Annotated in this window: 16 protein-coding genes; 8 read left to right on the top strand and 8 right to left on the bottom strand. The window is 59.7% G+C overall.

Annotated elements, in window-relative coordinates:
* Positions 1–165: 165 nt before the first annotated feature.
* From M5B42_RS30200 to M5B42_RS30210, 3 genes are all read left to right on the top strand, one after another.
* A complete protein-coding gene (locus M5B42_RS30200; RefSeq protein ID WP_248747888.1) occupies positions 166–2,490 on the top strand; it encodes an S-type pyocin domain-containing protein in 2,325 nt (774 codons plus the stop codon).
* Positions 2,487–2,777, top strand: a complete 291-nt coding sequence (locus tag M5B42_RS30205) for a hypothetical protein (RefSeq protein ID WP_177098871.1) — start codon at positions 2,487–2,489, stop codon at positions 2,775–2,777. Before M5B42_RS30200 ends, M5B42_RS30205 begins: the two co-directional genes overlap by 4 nt.
* Before the next feature lie 69 nt (positions 2,778–2,846).
* Positions 2,847–3,113, top strand: a complete 267-nt coding sequence (locus tag M5B42_RS30210; RefSeq protein ID WP_248747889.1) for a colicin immunity domain-containing protein — start codon at positions 2,847–2,849, stop codon at positions 3,111–3,113.
* 100 nt (positions 3,114–3,213) lie between these two features.
* Here M5B42_RS30210 and M5B42_RS30215 read toward each other — a convergent pair whose 3' ends face one another.
* From M5B42_RS30215 to M5B42_RS30225, 3 genes are read right to left on the bottom strand one after another with little or no spacing between them, the layout of a single operon-like run.
* Entirely contained in the window at positions 3,214–4,515 is a 1,302-nt protein-coding gene (locus tag M5B42_RS30215) for an FAD-binding oxidoreductase (protein WP_248747890.1), read from the bottom strand.
* Entirely contained in the window at positions 4,512–5,600 is a 1,089-nt protein-coding gene (locus M5B42_RS30220) for a polyamine ABC transporter substrate-binding protein (protein ID WP_248747891.1), read from the bottom strand. The genes M5B42_RS30215 and M5B42_RS30220 overlap by 4 nt, the downstream gene beginning before the upstream one ends.
* A gap of 49 nt (positions 5,601–5,649) precedes the next feature.
* Positions 5,650–7,008: a glutamine synthetase family protein gene (locus M5B42_RS30225; protein WP_248747892.1), complete on the bottom strand. Its 1,359-nt coding sequence runs from the start codon at positions 7,006–7,008 to the stop codon at positions 5,650–5,652.
* Positions 7,009–7,182: 174 nt separating this feature from the next.
* Here M5B42_RS30225 and M5B42_RS30230 point away from each other — a divergent pair, with 174 nt between their 5' ends.
* The gene (locus M5B42_RS30230; RefSeq protein ID WP_103495206.1) at positions 7,183–8,091 is read left to right on the top strand and encodes a helix-turn-helix domain-containing protein; all 909 of its coding nucleotides are present in this window, start codon (positions 7,183–7,185) and stop codon (positions 8,089–8,091) included.
* Between the two features lie 9 nt (positions 8,092–8,100).
* Here the strand turns inward: M5B42_RS30230 and M5B42_RS30235 are convergent, their stop codons facing one another.
* Both M5B42_RS30235 and ampC read right to left on the bottom strand, forming a co-directional pair.
* Entirely contained in the window at positions 8,101–8,502 is a 402-nt protein-coding gene (locus tag M5B42_RS30235; RefSeq protein WP_103495205.1) for a hypothetical protein, read from the bottom strand.
* Positions 8,503–8,545: 43 nt separating this feature from the next.
* Positions 8,546–9,721: a class C beta-lactamase gene (gene ampC / locus M5B42_RS30240; RefSeq protein WP_248747893.1), complete on the bottom strand. Its 1,176-nt coding sequence runs from the start codon at positions 9,719–9,721 to the stop codon at positions 8,546–8,548.
* 246 nt (positions 9,722–9,967) lie between these two features.
* Between ampC and M5B42_RS30245 the strand changes: the two genes are divergently transcribed.
* On the top strand, positions 9,968–10,846 hold the full coding sequence (locus tag M5B42_RS30245) for a LysR family transcriptional regulator (RefSeq protein ID WP_177098867.1): 879 nt from the start codon (positions 9,968–9,970) through the stop codon (positions 10,844–10,846).
* Between the two features lie 190 nt (positions 10,847–11,036).
* Here M5B42_RS30245 and M5B42_RS30250 read toward each other — a convergent pair whose 3' ends face one another.
* Positions 11,037–11,849 carry a glycosyltransferase gene (locus M5B42_RS30250; RefSeq protein ID WP_248747894.1) on the bottom strand — a complete coding sequence of 271 codons (813 nt, stop codon included), beginning with the start codon at positions 11,847–11,849 and terminating at the stop codon, positions 11,037–11,039.
* A gap of 236 nt (positions 11,850–12,085) precedes the next feature.
* Between M5B42_RS30250 and M5B42_RS30255 the strand changes: the two genes are divergently transcribed.
* The 3 genes from M5B42_RS30255 to ggt all read left to right on the top strand — a co-directional run bounded on the left by M5B42_RS30255 (position 12,086) and on the right by ggt (position 16,495).
* Positions 12,086–13,120, top strand: a complete 1,035-nt coding sequence (locus M5B42_RS30255; RefSeq protein ID WP_248747895.1) for a hypothetical protein — start codon at positions 12,086–12,088, stop codon at positions 13,118–13,120.
* Between the two features lie 87 nt (positions 13,121–13,207).
* Positions 13,208–14,563 carry an MATE family efflux transporter gene (locus tag M5B42_RS30260; protein ID WP_248747896.1) on the top strand — a complete coding sequence of 452 codons (1,356 nt, stop codon included), beginning with the start codon at positions 13,208–13,210 and terminating at the stop codon, positions 14,561–14,563.
* A 204-nt stretch (positions 14,564–14,767) separates the two neighbouring features.
* The gene (gene ggt, locus M5B42_RS30265; protein WP_177098864.1) at positions 14,768–16,495 is read left to right on the top strand and encodes a gamma-glutamyltransferase; all 1,728 of its coding nucleotides are present in this window, start codon (positions 14,768–14,770) and stop codon (positions 16,493–16,495) included.
* Between the two features lie 44 nt (positions 16,496–16,539).
* Here ggt and M5B42_RS30270 read toward each other — a convergent pair whose 3' ends face one another.
* Positions 16,540–18,081 carry a glycosyltransferase family 39 protein gene (locus M5B42_RS30270; RefSeq protein WP_248747897.1) on the bottom strand — a complete coding sequence of 514 codons (1,542 nt, stop codon included), beginning with the start codon at positions 18,079–18,081 and terminating at the stop codon, positions 16,540–16,542.
* Positions 18,078–19,769, bottom strand: coding sequence for a lipid IV(A) 4-amino-4-deoxy-L-arabinosyltransferase (gene arnT / locus M5B42_RS30275; RefSeq protein ID WP_248747898.1), 1,692 nt, complete (start codon positions 19,767–19,769; stop codon positions 18,078–18,080). Before arnT ends, M5B42_RS30270 begins: the two co-directional genes overlap by 4 nt.
* Positions 19,770–19,899 lie beyond the last annotated feature (130 nt).

Raw genomic sequence — 19,899 nt, forward strand, 5'->3', positions numbered from 1 at the left:
GGGGCTAACGACATCCGCTACTCGTCAGTCGGATGGTCAACCTGTAGCCCATGCCTTACGCGATAAAGAGTTATTCCCCTCAAAAGACAAGTTCTCTTCTTGCATCGCCTTCTGTCGGAGTAAACGACAGTAAACACTCTTGAGTGGATCAAGCGGAGACTTGATATGGCGGACGAGCGATATGTAGTCGGACAGGCTTTTGAAATCAGGCCCTTGCACATCGTTGCGGGAAGACCACAAACCTTCGGTTCCGGTGTGGGTGGGGCTTACAGTGGAAATGGCGATGGTTGGGGACTTCAGGAAGGGCCGAGACGGGGAGAGGGAGGGCCGGGTAGATTTCGTGACACGACCACGCCAAATGTCCTGTCTGACTTGATGGGGGGAGAAACGGACTTTCAATTTATTGCGGACGAATATGAGCCACGTCTCAAAGCGCTCCTGGTTAATATGGAACAGGAACTGGCGCAGAAAAAGCAGGCTGCCACAGGTGAAAGTGTCCTGTCTCCCGAAGAGGCGGCAAGGCTCGATCAAAGGGTTACGCTGGATCTGATTGATGTAAAGAAATCACAGTATATTTCCACGGCACCCGCCATTTATGGCCTTTATGGTCATAACCCGTTTTTCATGATGGAGGTTTTGCCGCGTCAGAAAATGCGTGAGCTTTGGCTCTCGGGAGCTGCTACTGCCGAATCCGTGAGCGGCTTGCATGCTCTTTTTGATACTGTCTACAGAGCGGCGCTGGAACTCAAGGTGCTGTCGCTTTCGATGGATGTCCTGGCTGCAAAGCTTGCGGAGCTGGACACCAAAAGGCGTCAGGCAGAGTCGGCTGTTTCCGTAAATGACGCTGCCTGGCAGGCGTTGTTGGAACAACGTCTTGGCGTCATCGGCGTGGAACGGGATATTCACGTCCAACGCCTGCCGGAGTTTCTTCAAACAGAACTTTCTATCGCCGCGGGCTCCGTGGCGGGGCTGGCACCGGCTCAGGCACTGATTCACTACAAAACCGTGCTGGACGATATGATCGCCGGCAAGCTTGCCGCGATCCGGCCCATCCAGGCGCCGCCGCCCTGGACAAGTGGTGGGGTCACCCTCACTTATCCCGCGACAAATCCCAAGATTGTTTCCCCCTTGAGCAAGCCGGAACTGGAAGCCCTGGCCAATCTGGTTCACTTGCAGGCGACCGGGCAGCTAGGTCAAAAATGGGCGAGCCATCACGATGCCCTGCTGAAATCAGAGTCCGCCAGATATCTGGGTATCGCCTCGAACGCCTTTGGTGCTTTGGCAGCTCGCGCAAGGGCGGTCGCCGACGAGCAAGCTCGATTGTTCGCAAAGACTGAAGCGAAACGCAAGGCGGCTGAAGCACATACTTTCAGGCTTGCTCCGACAGGCGCAACCCAACTCAGTGCGGCAGCGGGTTTCATCGCGATCACGACGGGCACCGGTTTGACGCTGGAAGCCGCCATTCAGTCGGGCATCCAGGCTCTGAAAACCCTTGGCAGCGCTGTGTTTGATCGCGCCACGGGTGTTGGCGTTGGCCTGCTGCTGTATTCCCCCTCGTTAGGTAATAGCGATCTTTATCCGCCGACCACCTTGAGCCTGCCAGCCAGGGACTTGATCCCCGACTTGCCGGAGAACCTGTCGGCGATAGCGGTGGCCGGTGGCACGGTGGATCTGCCGTATCGGGTTTACGGCGACCGTTCGAAGTACTCGCTGATTGCCACGCAAGCCAATGGTGGGTTATCGCCGAAGGTGCCGGTCAGGGCCTTGACGCTGGACCCGGCGGCGAATGCCTATACCTTCACCACGGCTGATACGCCGGCGATCACCCTGACCTTTCCGATTGCGGCCCCTGACGGCAGTTCGACGACATCGCCGGTACAGCCTGTAGAAATTCCGATCTACACGGGGATCACGCTGACACCCATCGAGGTAAAGGCCGAACCCTTGCCGGGGATGGATCAGTGGGATATTCGGGATGGTATCTATACTTTTCCTGCTGACTCAGGTTTGCCGCCCATTTATGTAGTGTTTAGCTCTCCGTATGAGGGGGCTACTACAAGGGGTGAACACAGCGGTCGGATGTACAATCCTGACAAGGCTGGAGGCGCAATCCAAAATCTCGACTGGACAACGGCGTCGGTTACTCAGGATGGTATTGATCTTGTTAAGTTGCATACAGGGCGATTTGCACCGTCAGATGCAAATGCAATAATGGTTGACCGATTAGAGAAAGTCTTGCGCGGTGAACTATCAATTGCTGACGTCGATAAACGATTTTATACACACGAAATCAGAGAACTTGAGCGTTACAGGGCACTAGGGATTGCGGATGGTGTCGTACCGAAGGGCAAAGACGCCGCCTCTGAGGTTTGGAACAATGCTCACACGGCAACCTTGGAGGATTACAAATTAAAAGATGAGGAAAATTTATTTTATACGTTCGATGCTATAAAGGCCGCTGATGAGCAGGTGTGGAGGGAGTTTAAATGATTGATTTTAAGTCGTTGGTGGAGGGCGAGTCTGTAAAAGATATTATTTCTTTTTTGGCTGGTAGTGAAAAAGGTATCGATTACCGCAGCCTAGATAGATTTTTTGTTCGCTATCGTTTTGATGTTATCGAAAAAGGCGAACTTTTGTCTACTGTCAGAGAAATGGGGGCGTCAGGTGTTATACAACAAGGTGAGCATCCCATGACTTATATAAAGGGTCCTAACTGGAAAGAGCCCGCTTTTGTCGCGGAAAATAAATACTTTAAGGTCGTCAAGCTTGGTCGCTAGGTGATTTTCAGTAGGTGAGTTTTTAAGGTGGTGTGGCTATGTGGTCGAATTTACTTGGGGTGATGGCTTATGAATACTATGAAATTAATCGAGCTGGGCAGGGGCTTTTTAAATGGGAAAGTTAGCGCTCATAAATTCTTTGAAGATATATGTGTTGAAAGAAGGGGGCTGCGTGGTGTAAAAAATCGAAGCGAGGATGTTTTAAATTGTGGAGGGGAGTTATTTATGCTGGCCGAAATTTACAATCCTGATGAAGATAGGGCTGACTATGAGCTCGATGAAAATCAGCTCCGCGAGAAAGTCAAAGAGACCTTAGTAAAATTCCAGCTCCTCTGAGTATTTCCTTCAGCTCCGGGCCAACCAGGAAAGAACTCGGTTATCCTGTAAAAGCGGTAAAGAGTGTTCTTTCCTGGCCTTTGTTACTGTCAGTGCTGACTCAGCCCAGCGCTTCACGCAACCGATGCCACAGCATCCCCAGCGCCAGCAACGGCGAGCGCAAGGCCTTGCCCCCCGGGAAGGTCATATGCGGCACCGCGCTGAAGATATCCATGCCTTTGCTTTGCCCTGCATGGATAGCCTCGGCCAACAACCGCGCGGTCCAGTGGGTCACGTTGACGCCATGTCCCGAATAACCCTGGGCATAGAACACATTCGGATGCTGTTGCAGGCGCCCGACCTGGGGGAAACGATTGGCGGTGATGCCGATCATGCCGCCCCATTGATAGTCGATGCGCGCATCCGCCAGTTGCGGGAACACCTTGAGCATCTTCGGTCGCATATAGGCGGCGATATCCGCCGGGTCGCGTCCGGAGTAATGGCAGGCACCGCCGAACAACAGGCGCTTGTCGGCAGAAAGACGGTAGTAATCCAGCCCGACCTTCTGGTCGCACAGCGACAGGTTCTGCGGAATCAACTCGGCCGCCACCTCGGCGGCCAATGGTTCGGTGGCGATGATATAGCTGCCGGCGGGCAGCACCTTGCCGCTCAAACGTGGTTCCAGATCTTCCAGGTGCGCGTTGCAGGCCAGCACCAGGCTGTTGGCACGCACGCTACCGGCGGCACAACGCACCTCCACCGTACTGCCATGGATCAGCTCCAGCACCGGGCTATGTTCGAAGATCTGAACCCCCAGCGCCTTCGCCACCCGCGCTTCACCGAGCACCAGGTTGAGCGGGTGCAAATGGCCCGAACCCTTGTCGATCAGACCGCCCGCATACGCCGTGCTGGCCACCACTTGGGCCATGTCCTGGGGCCCGACAATCCGGGTTTCATGGGCATAACCCAGTTCCGCCAGATGCGCCTGCTCGGCCCGGAACGCCGTGAACTGCGCCGGGGTGTTGGCCAGTTCGCAGAAGCCCCAGCGCAGATCGCAGTCGATGGCGTGCTCGCGGATGCGATTGCCCACCACCTCGACCGACTCGATACCGGCACGCTCCAGATAACGCACGCCTTCCGTGCCGACATACTTGGCAAAACCGCTGACATCATGGCCGATGCCCCGAATCAACTGCCCGCCATTGCGCCCGCTGGCGCCCCAGCCGATCCGCCGGCCTTCCAGCAGCACCACCGATAGCCCACGCTGCGCCAGTTCGATGGCGGTGTTGACGCCGGTAAAACCGCCGCCGATCACGCACACATCGGCAGTCACCTGGGAGTCGAGCCGGGGATAATCCGGCATCGAACCGGCGGTCGCCGCGTAATAGGAGCGAGCGTGTTCCATTGGGCTGGCTTGACTCATTTGTTGGACTTCACTTTGCTCCAGGAGCGGGTCATCAGGCGCATGATCTCAGGTGTCGGTGTGGTGGAGATGTAGAGCTTATCGAGGACTTCCTGGGAGGGATAGACCTCGGGGTTGTTCACCAGAGCTTCGTCCATGTACTGCTTGGCCGCCGGGTTGGGGTTGGCGTAGCCGACGGTGGCGCTGACCTTGGCAATCACCTGCGGGTCCAGCAGGTAATTGATGAAGGCATGGGCCTCTTTCACATTGGTCGCATCGGCGGGAATCGCCAGCAGGTCGAACCACAGGTTGCTGCCCTCCTTGGGAATCGAATAGGCGATGTTGATGCCGTTCTTCGCTTCCTTGGCCCGGTTCGCGGCCTGGAACACATCACCCGAGTAACCGAAGGCAATGCAGATATCACCGTTGGCCAGGTCCGAGATGTACTTGGACGAGTGGAAATAGGTGATATAGGGCCGCAGGGTCAGCAGCTTGGCTTCAGCCTTCTTGTAGTCCTCGGGTTTCGAACTGCGTGGGTCCATGCCCATGTAATTGAGCACCGCCGGGAACACTTCGTCGGCCGAGTCCATGAACGAGACGCCGCACTGGGTGAGCTTCTTCAGGTTCTCCGGTTCGAACAGCACCGCCCAGGAATCGATATGGTCGATGCCCAGCACCTGCTTGATCTTGTCGACGTTGTAGCCGATGCCATTGGTACCCCACAGGTACGGCACCGAGTGTTCATTGCCCGGGTCGTTTTTCTCCAGCAGCTTGAGCAGTTTGGGATCGAGGTTCTTCCAGTTCGGCAGCTGCGAGCGATCCAGTTTCAGGAAGGCCCCGGCTTTCACCTGGCGGCCGAGAAAATGGTTGGAAGGCACCACCACGTCGTAGCCGGTGCGGCCGGCGAGCAACTTGCCTTCCAGGGTTTCGTTGGAGTCGAAGACGTCGTAGATCACCTTGATACCGGTCTTGCCCTGGAAGTCGGCGAGGGTGGTATCACCGATATAGTCGGTCCAGTTGTAGACGCTGACGGTCGGCTCGGCTTGTGCGGTGGCGCTGAACAGCAAGGCCAGTGCTACCGGAACGACGGATTTCAATAGACGCATTCGACACCTCTTGTCGGGGTTGTTTTTCGGTCTGGGTAAAGGTTCTGGATCAGACGCTCAGCAGCAGGAACTCCCGCTCCCAGGAACTGATCACACGCTTGAAGTTTTCGTGTTCGGCACGTTTCACCGCCACATAGCCACGGACAAACTGGGTGCCCAGGTAGCGTTCGATGGTCGGGCAGTCTTCCATGTGCGCCAGCGCGTCCTCGATGGTGATCGGCAGGCGCAGATTGCGGCGTTCATAAGCGCGGCCTTCGACCTTGGCGCTCGGTTCGATCTGCTCGACCATGCCCAGGTAGCCGCACAACAGGCTCGCGGCAATCGCCAGGTAAGGGTTGGCATCCGCGCCCGGCAGGCGGTTTTCCACGCGCTTGGCGTCGGGGCTGGAGGTCGGCACCCGCAGGCCGACGGTGCGGTTTTCCTCGCCCCACTCGACATTGACCGGCGCCGAAGTGTCCGGCAGGAAGCGGCGGAACGAGTTGACGTTGGGGGCGAACATCGGCAGCAGCTTGGGGATGTACTTCTGCAGACCGCCGATATGGTGCAGGAACAGCTGGCTCATCTGTCCGTCGGCATCGACGAAGATCGGTTTGCCGGTGACGCTGTCGACCACGCTCTGGTGCAGGTGCATGGCGCTGCCGGGCTCGTCGGCGATCGGCTTGGCCATAAAGGTCGCGGTGACGTTGTGCTTGAGCGCGGCTTCGCGCAGGGTGCGCTTGAACACGGTGATCTGGTCGGCCAGGTCGAGGGCATCGCCGTGACGGAAGTTGATTTCCATCTGCGCCGGGCCGTCTTCGTGAATCAGCGTATCGAGGTCCAGGCCCTGGGCTTCGCACCAGTCGTAGACGTCTTCGAACAGCGGGTCGAATTCGTTGGCGGCATCGATGGAGAACGACTGCCGACCGCTTTCCGCGCGACCCGAACGCCCCAAAGGGGCCTTGAGCGGCAGGTCCGGGTCTTCACAGCGCTGGGTCAGGTAGAACTCCATCTCCGGGGCAACAATGGGTTGCCAGCCTTTGTCGGCATACAGCTTGAGGACCTTCTTCAGGACATTGCGCGGCGACAACTCGATAGGGTTGCCCTGCTTGTCGAAGGTGTCGTGGATCACGATGGCGGTGGGCTCGATGGCCCATGGCACCACATACATGGCCGACGAATCCGGCCGGCAGATCATGTCGATATCGGCAGGGTCGAGCAGGTCGTAATAGACATCGTCGTCGACAAAGTCCCCTGTTACCGTTTGCAAAAGCACACTTTCCGGCAGGCGCATGCCTCGCTCATGCAGGAACTTGTTGGTGGGTGCGATCTTGCCGCGGGCGATACCGGTCAGGTCACTGACCACGCACTCTACTTCGGTAATCTTGTGTTCTTTCAGCCACGAAGACAGCTGATCGAAAGGGGCATTCATAAAGACCTCGTTGTTGGTTTTTTTCTGCGCCGGGTGATCTGTCTGCATCCCGGCCGAGCGGCGAGAGACTTCCCCTGCGGCGCATTGGCGACTATCTTGGGCGAGCGATGGGGGTCCCATCTATCCACTTTATGACGGCATAAGACGCACCAAATGAGTGCGAACGGTCATCCGATGACAGAGTCAAACGCCTTGCGGGTTCAAGCGTTCAATACCGCCGATGTGGCCGAGCAGATACGCGCCACACCCGGTTGGGTGCAGCATTACCAGCAGATGTCGCCGGGGCATTTCGCCGGGCAGATTCGTTACCTGGACCTGCAAGGGGTGCAGATCTACGAGGAGTGCATGAACACTCGGGTCGAGCAGAATTTCAGTGCGCCGTCGGGTGCGCTGGCCTTCTGTTTCGATCGCAGTGACAACGCCTTGTATGTGCTCAACGGCGAGAGCCGCAATATCTGGATCACTCCCGAGAACTACCAGGAAGTGGCGGTGGTGTTCGGTCCGGAGTTCGTGCAGCACCATGGCCTGGATGTGGCACGGCTGGAGGGGTTGTTCATGGCGCCGCTCAATTCGCAACAGAACGGCTTGTTCAGCCGCTGGCTGAGCGGGACCTTGACCCGTCTGGCGCAGACCTTCGATCCGCCGAGCCGGGAAAGCCTGACCCAGCAACTGCTGGACGACTGTCTCTACATTCTCGATAACGCTGTCTGCCTGGACCCAGGTTCCTTGCAGCGCCGCGCCGAGGAGCGTTCGATCATGAAACGCATCGGCGAGTGGGCGGCCGATTCGCCTGATGAGACCCTCAACCTGCTGGAGCTGTCCGGTTTCGCCGGGGTTTCATTGCGTCAGTTGCAGTACACCTTCAAGGCCTACACAGGCATGACGCCGAGCCATTGGCTGCGCTTGCGCCGGCTCAACAGCGCCCGCCATGAACTGCTCGGGCGCAATGCCCTGGACAAGACGGTGGCCGAGGTGGCGATGAATTGGTCGTTCTGGCACCTGGGGCGGTTTTCGAACAGCTATCGGGCGCTGTTCGGCGAACTGCCCAGCGAGACCCTCAAGCGCGGCCAGCGGCTGCGCTGAGACCGCGTCTCAGGCATCACGCAACAGGTCGTTGGCGTTGAGCAGGGCGTAGGCGATCTCCGGGTTTTTCTCCAGGCCACGGCGGATCGCGGCCGGAATCGACTGGCGGGTCTTGCGGCACAGGCCGGGGTGGTCGGCGATCTGGATATCGATGCCACGCATGGTGCGTACTTCATTGAAGCCCGGGACGACGGACACCCGCAGGCCCAACTGTTCGTATATCCGTTTTTGCAGGTGTTCGAGGTCGGCCAGGCTCTTGAGGTTTTCCAGACGCTCCAGCAGCACCTTTTCCTGCTGACGGGTCAGGCCCAGGATGCGCAGGTCTGCGCCGGCTATTTGCAGCAGTTGTTCCCGCTCGCAAATGCAGGCGCCGGGTGGGCAGGGCTGACGGATCGGAAGTGAGACTGTCATGGTCTCCGATCATAGCCAACCCGGCCGGCCTTTGCCTATCCGCTTACTTGACGCCCTCCAGTGCGTTCAGGATCTGGTAGGCGGCTTTTACCCTGACCGGGTTGGGATAGTTTTTGTTGGCCAGCATCACGATGCCGATTTTCTTCGCCGGCACGTAGACGACGTAAGCGCCGAAGCCACGGGTCGCCCCGGTTTTGTTGAACAGCGCATTCTTTTGCGGCGGCTGCGCGGGGTTGAATGGAGTGGTGATCTTGTGGGCCTCGTAGGCCATTTCCGAGGAATTACCCGTCACTAACTGCTCAAGTTTGATCGGGTAGGGGTAGAACTCCCATCCCAGCCCCTGGGTGGTCCCATCGATCTGGTAGTAGCCGCTCTGCGTCAGGTCTATGGCTTTGTGCAGCGGGGCTTCGAGGGTTTCCGGCTGGAGGTTGGCCTCGACAAAACGCAGCAGGTCGGTTGCGGTGGTCTTGATGCCGTAGGCTTCGGCATCCAGTGCGCCCGGGCCGACCCGGACGGATTGGTCATCCTGGGTGTAACCCTCGGCGTAATGGCCCATCTGTGCCGGCGGCACGTGGAGATAGGTGTGCTTCATGCCCAGCGCCGGCAGCAGGGTTCTTTCGATCAGTTCGTCGTAGGGTGCGCCGAGGCTTTTCGCGGCCACATAACCGAAGAGCCCCAGGCTCGGGTTCGAATACTGCCGATAGGTGCCGGCCGGATAGGTCGGTTTCCATTGCTTGAAGTAGTCGAGCATCTTGTCCTGGGCGTCGAACGCGTCCGGGAACTGCAGGGGCAGGCCACCTGCGGAGTAGGTGCCGAGTTGCAACACCGTGATGTTGTCGAAGGCGCTGCCTTGCAGCTCCGGCAGGTAGTGGCTGACCCGCTCCGACGGGACGAGCTTGCCCTGGGCCTGGGCATAGCCGGCGAGGGTGGCGGCGAAGGTCTTGCTGACCGAGCCGATCTCGAACAGGGTGTCATCGGTCACCGCTTGCCGATTGCTCTTCGAGGCCATTCCGTAGTTGAAGTGATATGGCTTCCCGTTCACCAGCACGGCCACCGCCATGCCGGGAATATTCTGCTCCTGCATGATCGGGGCGATAGCGGCGTCGACGATGGACTTGACGTCGGCCTGGGGCGTGTCCGCCGCGAAGCTGTTGCTGGCGCCGATCAGCAGGAGGGAGGTCACCAGGACTTCCAGTTTGGCAAGGTTCTTCTTGAACATGGTTCAAAGGCTCCCAATATGTTTCATTATGTTAACCGCTCGCCCAGGAGCGGTTTTTTGTGTCGAAAATACGCCGGTGCGATTATCCGGCTGCACTGACGAGTGGGGAAAATCCCCGATTTACGCGGCTTTCCGTGAGTTTCAGCGGCCCATGCAAATGCCAGGACGCCGAATGTAGTCAGTGGGCGGGAAATCGACAAACAATGAAATTTCGGATTGGCTATTAGAAAAATTAGGGGCTTGATCATGGTTCGACCGCACTTGCCGTTGAATGCGCTGCGCGCTTTCGAGGCGTCCGCGCGGCACCTGAGTTTCACCCGGGCGGCGATTGAACTGTGCGTGACCCAGGCCGCGGTGAGTCATCAGGTCAAGAGCCTTGAGCGCCAGTTGAAGGTGACGCTGTTCAAGCGCGTTGCCCGCGGACTGATGCTGACAGCCGAAGGCGAAAGCCTGTTGCCGGTGCTCAACGAGTCTTTCGACCGGATTGCCCAGACCCTGGGGCGGTTCGAGGGCGGGCATTATCGAGAGGTGCTCACGGTGGGGGCGGTGGGGACTTTTGCGCTGGGCTGGCTGTTACCGCGCCTGGCGGACTTTCGCGCCCGGCATCCCTTTATCGATTTGCGGCTGTCGACCCACAACAACCGCGTCGATGTGGCCGCCGAGGGCCTGGATTTCGCCATCCGCTTCGGCGCCGGGGCCTGGCACGGGGTAGAGGCGATGCACCTGCTGGAAACGCCCCTTTCAGTGCTGTGCACCGCGCCGATTGCCCGGCAACTCAAAGCCCCCGCCGATGTGCTGAAGCAGACGCTGCTGCGCTCTTATCGGACGGACGAGTGGCCGCGATGGTTTCAGGCAGCGGGCTTGCCGGACGAAGGGCGGGTACCGGAGAGCATCGTCTTCGATTCCTCGCTGGCGATGATGGAGGCGGCGCTTCAGGGGGCGGGTGTGGCGTTGGTGCCGGTAATGATGTTCGCCCGGCAATTGGAGGCGGAGCTTGTTCTACAACCCTTCGATGTCGAGATTGCCACGGGCAGCTACTGGCTGACGCGTTTGCAGTCGCGTCCTGAAACCTCGGCGATGGCGGCGTTCAGGAGTTGGCTGGGTGAGGCCGTGGCCACGCTTTGAGTCGCGCTCAGGCGTGAAGCAGGGCAATGGCGAAGGACACGACAACGGCGCAGGCAATGGCAAAATTGAGATTCATGGGGGCTTCGTCCGGGACTGTGGAGGCAGGCCTATCCTGGACGGATCGCGGGCAAATAAAAAATTCTGTTTTGCGATTTGAATGATCAATCGAAATGATGATTCAAACGCCGGGTTATAGGTACGGCGAAGCGGGCAGGGCCGCAATGGGCTCCGGGCTCAGGCGGTTGTACATTTTGACCCGACGGTGGTTCTTGGCAAAACCGCCGGTGGCCGCCACTGTCCCGCTCTGGATATGGTCCAGATAGCGAAACAGCTGGCGCGGCGCAATGCACTCGACCCGGTAGCCGAGTTCGGTCATGCGGTCTTGCAGCTCGTAGCCGGGGTTGCCGCCGCTCATATGGAAGTGCAGCCCGTGATGTTTGATCAGCCGCGCGTTCCACAGCGTGCAAAAGCTTTTCAGATGCTTTTCCCGGAACGGCCTCGGCTCCCTGGCATTTATCCCCAGGGCGCGCAGGCCGCGTCGGGTGTAATGCTTGGCAAAGCGTGAGGTCAGGCGCCAGGCCGAGCGGATCACGCCCCGATTCAACTGCTCCAGGCAGCCGACCGCGACGACGTCCTCCGGGGTCGAGCACTGCCGGATCATCAGGCCGAACACGTCCGGATCATGGATAAAGGTGTCGGTGTGCAGCAGAAACAGGTATTCGGTTTCGACTTCCGCCAGGGCCAGGTCCAGAGCTCGGCCATGGGCGGCGCTCCCGCATTCAGGGGCGCCACTTTTGCGCTCGATCAGGTTGATCCAGTCCAGGCTGTGCAAATACTCGAGGCTTGCGTCGTTCGAATTGTTATCCACCACGAATACCGGGACATCGGTTCCATGCAAGGCGGTCTTCAGCAATTCCAGACAAGTCCGCGTCAGCTCATGGGTCTTATAGTTGACTAGCACAATGCTGTAATTCGCTTGCAGGGGACGCGTGCGCACCATCATGGAAAGCCTCGCTTATGGGCCGATGTAAGTGCCTGGGAGGTCAGGCGTGGGCGCATTCTGCAAGGGGCCAGGTTTCAGGCGTTTCTCCGTTGGGTAACTTTTTTGACACCTGCCCGTACCATTGATTGTCAGGTGAAAGTCGGCAGTACGGGGGCCATCAGGTTCGCGACCTATACTCAAGGCAGGTGATACCGGTAGCACGCCCGTGCTTGAGCCGGTTTTAGGGAGTTGCGACCTTGAGCCTGCGTGTGCTGATCCTTGTCTGGATGCTGCTGCTGGCCGGGTGTGCCGGTCTTGAACGTGCCCACGAGGTCGCGGCGCCGACGGTGGTTTCGCCGCAGGTTTGGCAGCAAGTCGATGTCGATCTGATCCAGGCTTCCGAGCAAGCCACCGTGCAAGCGGATGCCTGGGCACGCAGTACCATGGAGTATTGGCGTACGCGGATCTATCAGCAGACTGACGAAAAATTCATCCCCTGGTTCGACGGTTACTGGACCCAGGAGTGGTTGTCGATCAAGGTCGGTTGGTACCGGCTCAATGACCAGGGCGAGCAGGATCCATCGGCCAAGCGTCTGGCGAGTTACCTGCAGGAGCAATATCGCGCGCGGGTGCTGGCCCCGGTGGCAGTGGAGATCGATCCCGACTCGATCATGGATCAGGCGGCGCAGTTCTATCTCGAACAGATGGGCAAACAACTGACGGTGATCGCCCAGCGGTATGGCGTACCGGCGGATCAGCTCGCCCAGCACATCAATCAGATTCCGGCGATCTCCCTGGCCCCGCCCGCCGACCACAATGCCTCACTCTATCAAACGCTGCATGCCGCGCCGTTGAGTCAGTTGCCGGCCTATCTCGCCTTGAACGCGCGTACCCACCTGGCGGGAGGCGCAAATGACGGAACATCGAGTGCGGGGATCAATTCGGTCGCCCGGCAGACCAGCGAGAAGCTCCAGTCCGAGTTCACCAGCCGTGGGGTGGCCGGTGCGGTCGCGACGGCGGTCGGTCGGGTTGCCGGGGCGATGATTTCCCTCGGGGTCGCGGGTTTTCGCGCGATCGTCCACGAGCATGAGCAGCCGGATACCCGGGTGCGCATTCGCAAGACCCTGGGGGAGGCGTTCGACAAGGCGTGGCTCAAACTGGTGTCGGACCCGAGTGGCGGGGTGACGGCCACGACCCACTATCTGGCGGCCCAGATCGAAGGCTATCTGGCGACAGCGGTGGAGCAGCGGGTGCTGGTCGAGCCGCCAGCGAAAGTGACGCCGCATCCTTGATCAAGACGAGGAAAATTCAACACGGTCGGCGCTATAAGGTAGAGTCGGCGAGCACGCAGATGCAATTATTTGGAACTCGACCCCTTCATGCAAAAAAATGCTCAGCGCCCGCTTTGGCAGCTCTATCTGGTTTTTCTGGCACCCATGGTGCTTTCCAACTTCCTCCAGTCGCTTTCCGGTACGCTCAACAGCATCTATATCGGCCAGATGCTTGGCACCCAGGCATTGGCCTCGGTGTCGGGGATGTTTCCGATCGTATTCTTCTTTATTGCCCTGATCATCGGGTTGGGAGCGGGGGCCTCGGTATTGATAGGGCAAGCCTGGGGCGCCCGCGAGCCCGACTCGGTCAAGGCGGTAGCCGGCACGACGCTGGCGCTGGGCGTCCTGATCGGCTTGGTCGCGGCAGTGTTGGGCAGCGTGTTTGCGCGCCCGGCGCTGATCGGCTTGGGTACGCCCGCTGATGTGCTCGACGAGGCAGTCGGTTATGCCCAGGTGATGATGCTGATCATGCCGCTGTTGCTGGTCTTCGTGCTTTTTACCCAGTTGTTGCGGGGCATCAGCGATACGCTGTCGCCGCTGCTGGCCTTGGCGGTCTCCACCGCCACCGGCCTGCTCCTGACCCCGGCGCTGATTCGTGGCTGGCTCGGTTTGCCGCAGATGGGTATCAAGAGCGCTGCCGTGGCGGGGTTGGTGGGCACGGCATTGGCGATGGTTTTCCTGGCCTTGCGCCTGCGGCATAAAGCCAGTGTCATGGCCCCGGACTGGACATTGCTGAGGGCGATGCGCCTGGATTGGAGCATCTTGGGCAAAGTCCTGAAGATCGGCCTGCCCACGGGGTTGCAGATGGTGGTGTTATCGCTGTCCGAACTGGTGATCCTGTCCCTGGTCAACCATCACGGTTCCCAGGCGACGGCGGCGTATGGCGCGGTGACCCAGATCGTCAACTATGTGCAGTTTCCGGCGCTGTCGATTGCCATTACCGCTTCGATCCTGGGGGCCCAGGCCATTGGGGCCGGGCGTCTGGAGCGCCTGGGGCCGATTCTGCGCACGGGCTTGATGATCAACGCCTGCCTGACCGGTGCCCTGATTGTCCTGGGTTATATGTTGTCCCACTGGCTGCTGGGTTTGTTTATCACCGATTCGATCACCCGCGCCCAGGCCGAGCACCTGCTGCATATCATGCTCTGGAGCATTCTGGTGTTCGGTTTCCAGGCGGTGATCGGCGGCATCATGCGCGCCAGCGGCACGGTGCTGGCGCCGGTGTTTATCTCGATCTTCTGTATTGTCGGGGTGGAGTTGTCGGTGGCCTACCTGCTCGATGCGCGTTTCGGGCTGGAAGGGGTGTGGATGGCGTTTCCGGTGGCCTACATCTGCATGCTGGTTTTGCAGAGCGCGTATTACAAGGTGGTGTGGCGGCACAAGCGGATCGAACGGTTGATTTGACAGGGGGCTCCGCCGATGGTGTCAGCACCAGTTCACAGTCCGGTGGCATCAAGTGTTTGCCATGTCCCCCTGGCTCAGCGTGGTACCCGTAAAAAGTTGCGCATTGGTACTAGGTAAATACCGCTGGAGCGCCTACCTTGGTAAAGGCCTGCGCAGGCAGGAGTCTGCGTTGTTCCCCGCAAATAAAAACAAGAGAGTCGGCTTATGAAGTTTGAACCCCTTGCGCGTTCGCTCCTGGCGACGGCACTGATTCTGGCTATTTCCCCTGTTCATGCTGCTTCCCAGGCCCCGGTCGCGGGCGAAAATGGCATGGTCGTCACGGCGCAGCACCTGGCTACCCATGTCGGGGTCGACGTGCTCAAGTCCGGCGGCAACGCGGTCGATGCGGCGGTCGCCGTCGCTTATGCGCTGGCGGTGGTCTACCCGGCCGCCGGCAACCTCGGCGGTGGCGGTTTCATGACCGTGCAACTGGCCGACGGTCGCAAGACCTTTCTCGATTTCCGCGAAAAAGCGCCCCTGGCCGCCACGGCCAACATGTACCTGGACAAGGACGGCAACGTCGTCCCTAACCTGAGTTCGAAAGGCCATCTGGCGGTCGGCGTACCGGGTACCGTCTCGGGCATGGAACTGGCGCTGGAAAAGTACGGTACGAAAAAACGCGCTCAGGTCATGGCCCCGGCCATCAAGCTGGCCGACGAGGGCTTTGTGCTGGAGCAGGGCGATATCGACCTGTTGCACACCGCCACTGACGAGTTCAAGAAAGACATTCACGATTCGGGCTCGATCTTCCTGAACAAGGGCGAACCGATGCAGGTCGGCCAGAAGCTGGTGCAGAAAGACCTGGCCAAGACCCTCAGGGAAATCTCCGCCAAGGGCACCGACGGCTTCTACAAGGGCTGGGTCGGCAAGGCCATCGTCGATTCGAGCAAGGCCGGCAAGGGCATCATCACCCAGGCCGACCTCGACAAATACAAGACCCGCGAGCTGGCCCCCATCGAGTGCGACTACCGTGGCTACCACGTCGTTTCGGCGCCGCCGCCGAGCTCGGGTGGTGTGGTGATCTGCGAGATCATGAACATCCTCGAAGGCTATCCGATGGCGGACCTGGGTTATCACTCGGCCCAGGGCGTGCACTATCAGATCGAAGCCATGCGGCACGCCTACGTCGACCGCAACAGCTACCTGGGTGATCCCGATTTCATCAAGAACCCTGTAGCGCACCTGTTGGACAAGGGTTACGCCGAGAAGCTGCGGGCGGCCATCGAACCGCAGAAGGCCGGGATCTCCAAGGACATCAATCCTGGCGTGGCACCTCATGAGGGCAACAACACCACCCATTACTCGATCGTCGACAAATGGGGCAACGCGGTATCGGTGACCTACACCCTCAACGACTGGTTCGGTGCTGGCGTCATGGCAAGCAAGACCGGGGTCATCCTCAATGACGAGATGGACGACTTCACCTCCAAGGTCGGTGTGCCGAACATGTACGGCCTGGTGCAGGGTGAGGCCAATGCCATTGCCCCGGGCAAGACACCGTTGTCATCGATGAGCCCGACCATTGTCACCAAGGACGGCAAGACGGTCATGGTGGTGGGGACGCCTGGCGGCAGTCGGATTATCACTGCAACCCTGCTGACCATCCTCAATGTCATCGACTACAAGATGAACATCCAGGAAGCGGTGGACGCGCCGCGTTTCCACCAGCAATGGCTGCCGGAGGAGACCAATATCGAGGCCTTTGCCCTGAGCCCGGACACGCAGAAGATTCTTGAAGGCTGGGGCCACAAGTTTGCCGGCCCTCAGCCGTCGAATCACCTGGCGGCGATCCTGGTCGGCGCTCCTTCCCTCGATGGCAAGCCGGTAGGCAACAACCGCTTCTACGGCGCGAACGATCCGCGTCGTAATACGGGGCTGTCGTTGGGTTATTGAGGCTGAAATGAACAAGGGCACCTTTCGGTGCCCTTGTCTATTGGCTAGAGGCCTTTGGCCTTGGGGATATAAGCCACGCTGCCACTCTCTTTCTTCTTGGCCAGTCGCGCACCATTGGTGAGCTCGGTGTTGACCACATCATGGTCAGCTGAGAGGTAGCTTAACGGCACCTCGTCGTGCTTGCTGTAGCTGGTGACGATCAGGGTACGTGACGGATCCCAGCGCTGACCGCTGGTTTTCTCCAGCCAGGCCATGAACGCAGCGCTGTCGCCGGTACGTGGGTAGTCCTGGGAATCCTTGATGTAGTAGAACGGTGCGCCCTGGTTGTTCATGTACATCGGCAGCTTGTTGTCCACCTCGATCATGACGATTTTCCATTCGTCCCAAGGCATTTGCTGGCTGGCCTTGGCGCGCACGTCGTCGGCGAACTTGGTCACGCCGCCGCCGCTGTTGGTCCACGGGTAGAGCACGCCGATCACCAGCAGCAGGAGCAGCGCCGCCGCCGCGAAGCCTTTCGACCAGCCCGGGCCCGCGACCTTGCCGGCCGCACGCTTCTCTTCCAGGCGTCGGGTCACCCACCAGGCCGCCAGCAACTGGGCGAACGGCACCAGGGGCAGCACGTAGTAGCTACGACGACTGCCGCTGAGGGTGAAGAACAGGAACAGCAGCCCCAGTCCCCAGACCAGCCAGCGGGTGTTGGGCTCGATCTTCTTCCATTGGCGGATGGCGACCCACAGGCCGAGGATCCAGAACGGTGCCCAGGGCAGGGTGTAGGCCGGCAGGTAGATCAGGTAGGTGTAGATCGGCCCCATATGGTCGAAGGGATTGAAGAAACGGACCACGTTTTCCTTGAACACCAGCGCCAGGCCGCTTTCGCCATAGGTCGGCGAGCCATAGAAATGCGACAGCACGAAAGGAATGGCGTACAGCGCGCCGGCAATCACCAGGGCGACGAACAGTCGTGGGTTGAGGTGGCGTTTCCAGCGCCCGTCAGCCAGCACGTGGGGCAGCAGGATCAGGCCCGGCAGGATGAAACCGATCAGCCCCTTGAGCAGGGAAGTCAGGGCCAGGATCAGGAAAAACACCGTGTAGCGGCCCAGCCGGGTATCGTCCGGCCCGCGCCAGTACCACCAGATGGCCGCGACCACACCGAACACCGTGAGGATATCGGCGGTTGCCACCCGTGCCCAGAACACGAAATAGAAGGTGGTCGCCAGCATCCAGCCGGCGATCAGGCCGGTGCCCTTGCGCCACAGGCGCTCGCCGATCAGGTAGACCAGCCAGACCGTCAGCCAGGCGGCAATCACCGACGACAGGCGCAGCGACCAATTGCCCAGGCCGCCCATCAGGCCGGCGCTGGCGGTGATCAGCCAGTAGGACGGCAGCGGTTTGTCGTAATAAGGCGAGCCCTTGAGGTAGGGGTCGAAGTAGTTGCCCGACTGCAGCATCTGCAGGGCGATGTTGGCCCAGCGCGTTTCCGCGCCCCACAACTCGCGTTGGCCCAGGCCCACCAGCAGCAGGACGGCCGATACGATAAGCAGAAGCGTCAGTGCGCCTTTGTCAGTTTTCCAGAAACTCTGATTCATGGTTGGGTCTGCGGGAAGATCATGATGATGGTATTACCCTTTTGATAACGCTTGCCGTCCAGTGGGAGCTGCTCGACTTCGCGCATTTCGTCTACGCTCTTGACGCGTAGCACTACACCGACCGAACCCTGTTTACGGGCTTCAGTCATCCATTGTTCGACGTTGGCGGAGTTGACCTGCCGCTCGGCGGCATCAGGATAGTCGAGACCGTACTTCAATTCACCCGCTGTGTTGAACAAATCCACCCGCGGGCGTTGCAGGCGCCAGGCCAGGGAGGAGGCGGCGCCCAGCTCATTGCTCAGCAGACGGTTGGTCTGGCGCAATTCATTGACATGTTCTGCAATAAATTGGTCCGGCATCTGGCTGTTGACGATGCTGGCCGGCATGCCCGCCGGCAGCAGCGCCACCAGCAAGCCGATCCCCAGCGCCGGCATGGCCCAAAGGGTGAGCGGACGTAGCGCTTGCAGGGCGTTGGCGATGATCCAACCCATCAACATGATGAACACCAGCGAGAGATTGAAGACTTCCGCATGGCTGTTTTCGTAGATCGAACGGCTGGTTTGCAGGTAGATCAGGGCGACCATGGCCGCCACGCCGAGGACCAGGTTGAGCCAGCCATTGAGCCGCAGCATCCGGCCTTCGGCGCGGGTCACCCGATCGATCAGCGCATTGCCCATCATCAGCGCCAGCGGCAACAGGCACGGCATGATGTAGGTCGGCAGTTTGCCTCGGCTCAGGCTGAAAAAGGCCAGGGGCAAGAGGAACCACAGCCACAGGAAGCCGGTACCGGGCAGGCGCTTTTGCTCCCAGGCCTGTTTGAACGTCGGTATCAGCAGCACCGACCACGGCAGGCAAGATGCCACCAGCAGCGGCAGGTAGAACCACCAGGGCCGGGCGTGCTGGGCGTTGTCGCCGGCGAAACGCTGGATATGTTCGTGCCAGAAGAAGAAATTCCAGTAGTCGGGCTCCTGGGCATTGACCGCCAGCACCCAGGGCAGCGCGATGATCACCGCCACGATCACGGCCAGCGGGCCATAACGCAACAGCTCACCGAGGCGGCGTTGCCAGATCATATAGGGCAGGGCGATCAGTACCGGCAGCAGCAGGGCGAGGAAACCCTTGGTCAGGAAACCCATGCCGCAGGCCAGGCCCAGGCCGGCCCAGGCGTACAGGCGCTGGCGTTGTTCCTTGCTGTCGACCGCGAACCAGAACGCGAACAGGCTCAGGTTCGACCACAGGGTGAATTGCGGGTCGAGGTTGGCGTAGCTGGCTTGCCCGGCGATCAGGCCGAAGCTCATGAACAGCAGGGCCGAAGCGAAGCTCTTGCGCGGGTCGTTCCACAGGCGCCGGGCGATCAGATACGTCAAGAGTACGCTGAGGCCGGTGGCCACGGCTGATGCCACGCGAACGCCGAAAAAATTCTGGCCAAATATGGCCTGGCCGATGGCGATCATCCAGTAGCCGGCAATGGGTTTTTCGAAGTAGCGCAGGCCCATGAAATGCGGGGAGGTCCAGTTGCCGCTTAACAACATCTCCTGGCTGATCTGGGCGTAGCGCGGTTCGTCGGGGATCCACAGGCCGTGGCCCATCATGGGCAACAGGTAGAACACCGCGAAGGCCAGCAGCAGCACCGGCACGGACCAGCGCCTGAGCGTCGCGGCGGAAAGTGGAAACACGTGAGGGTTCATGGGTCGACCTTAGCGGTAAGCGCCGCAGCTAGGGTTTGAGCGGGGCAGGCACAATGCATGGACTTGATGGCCCGATCCAGGGTTTCGATGTTTAAAACTGTAAAGGATAGACAAGGCCGCGTGTGGGCAG

The organism is Pseudomonas sp. MWU12-2037 (genome assembly GCF_023242345.1).
In the GTDB taxonomy this organism is placed as follows: Bacteria; Pseudomonadota; Gammaproteobacteria; order Pseudomonadales; family Pseudomonadaceae; genus Aquipseudomonas; species Aquipseudomonas gingeri_D.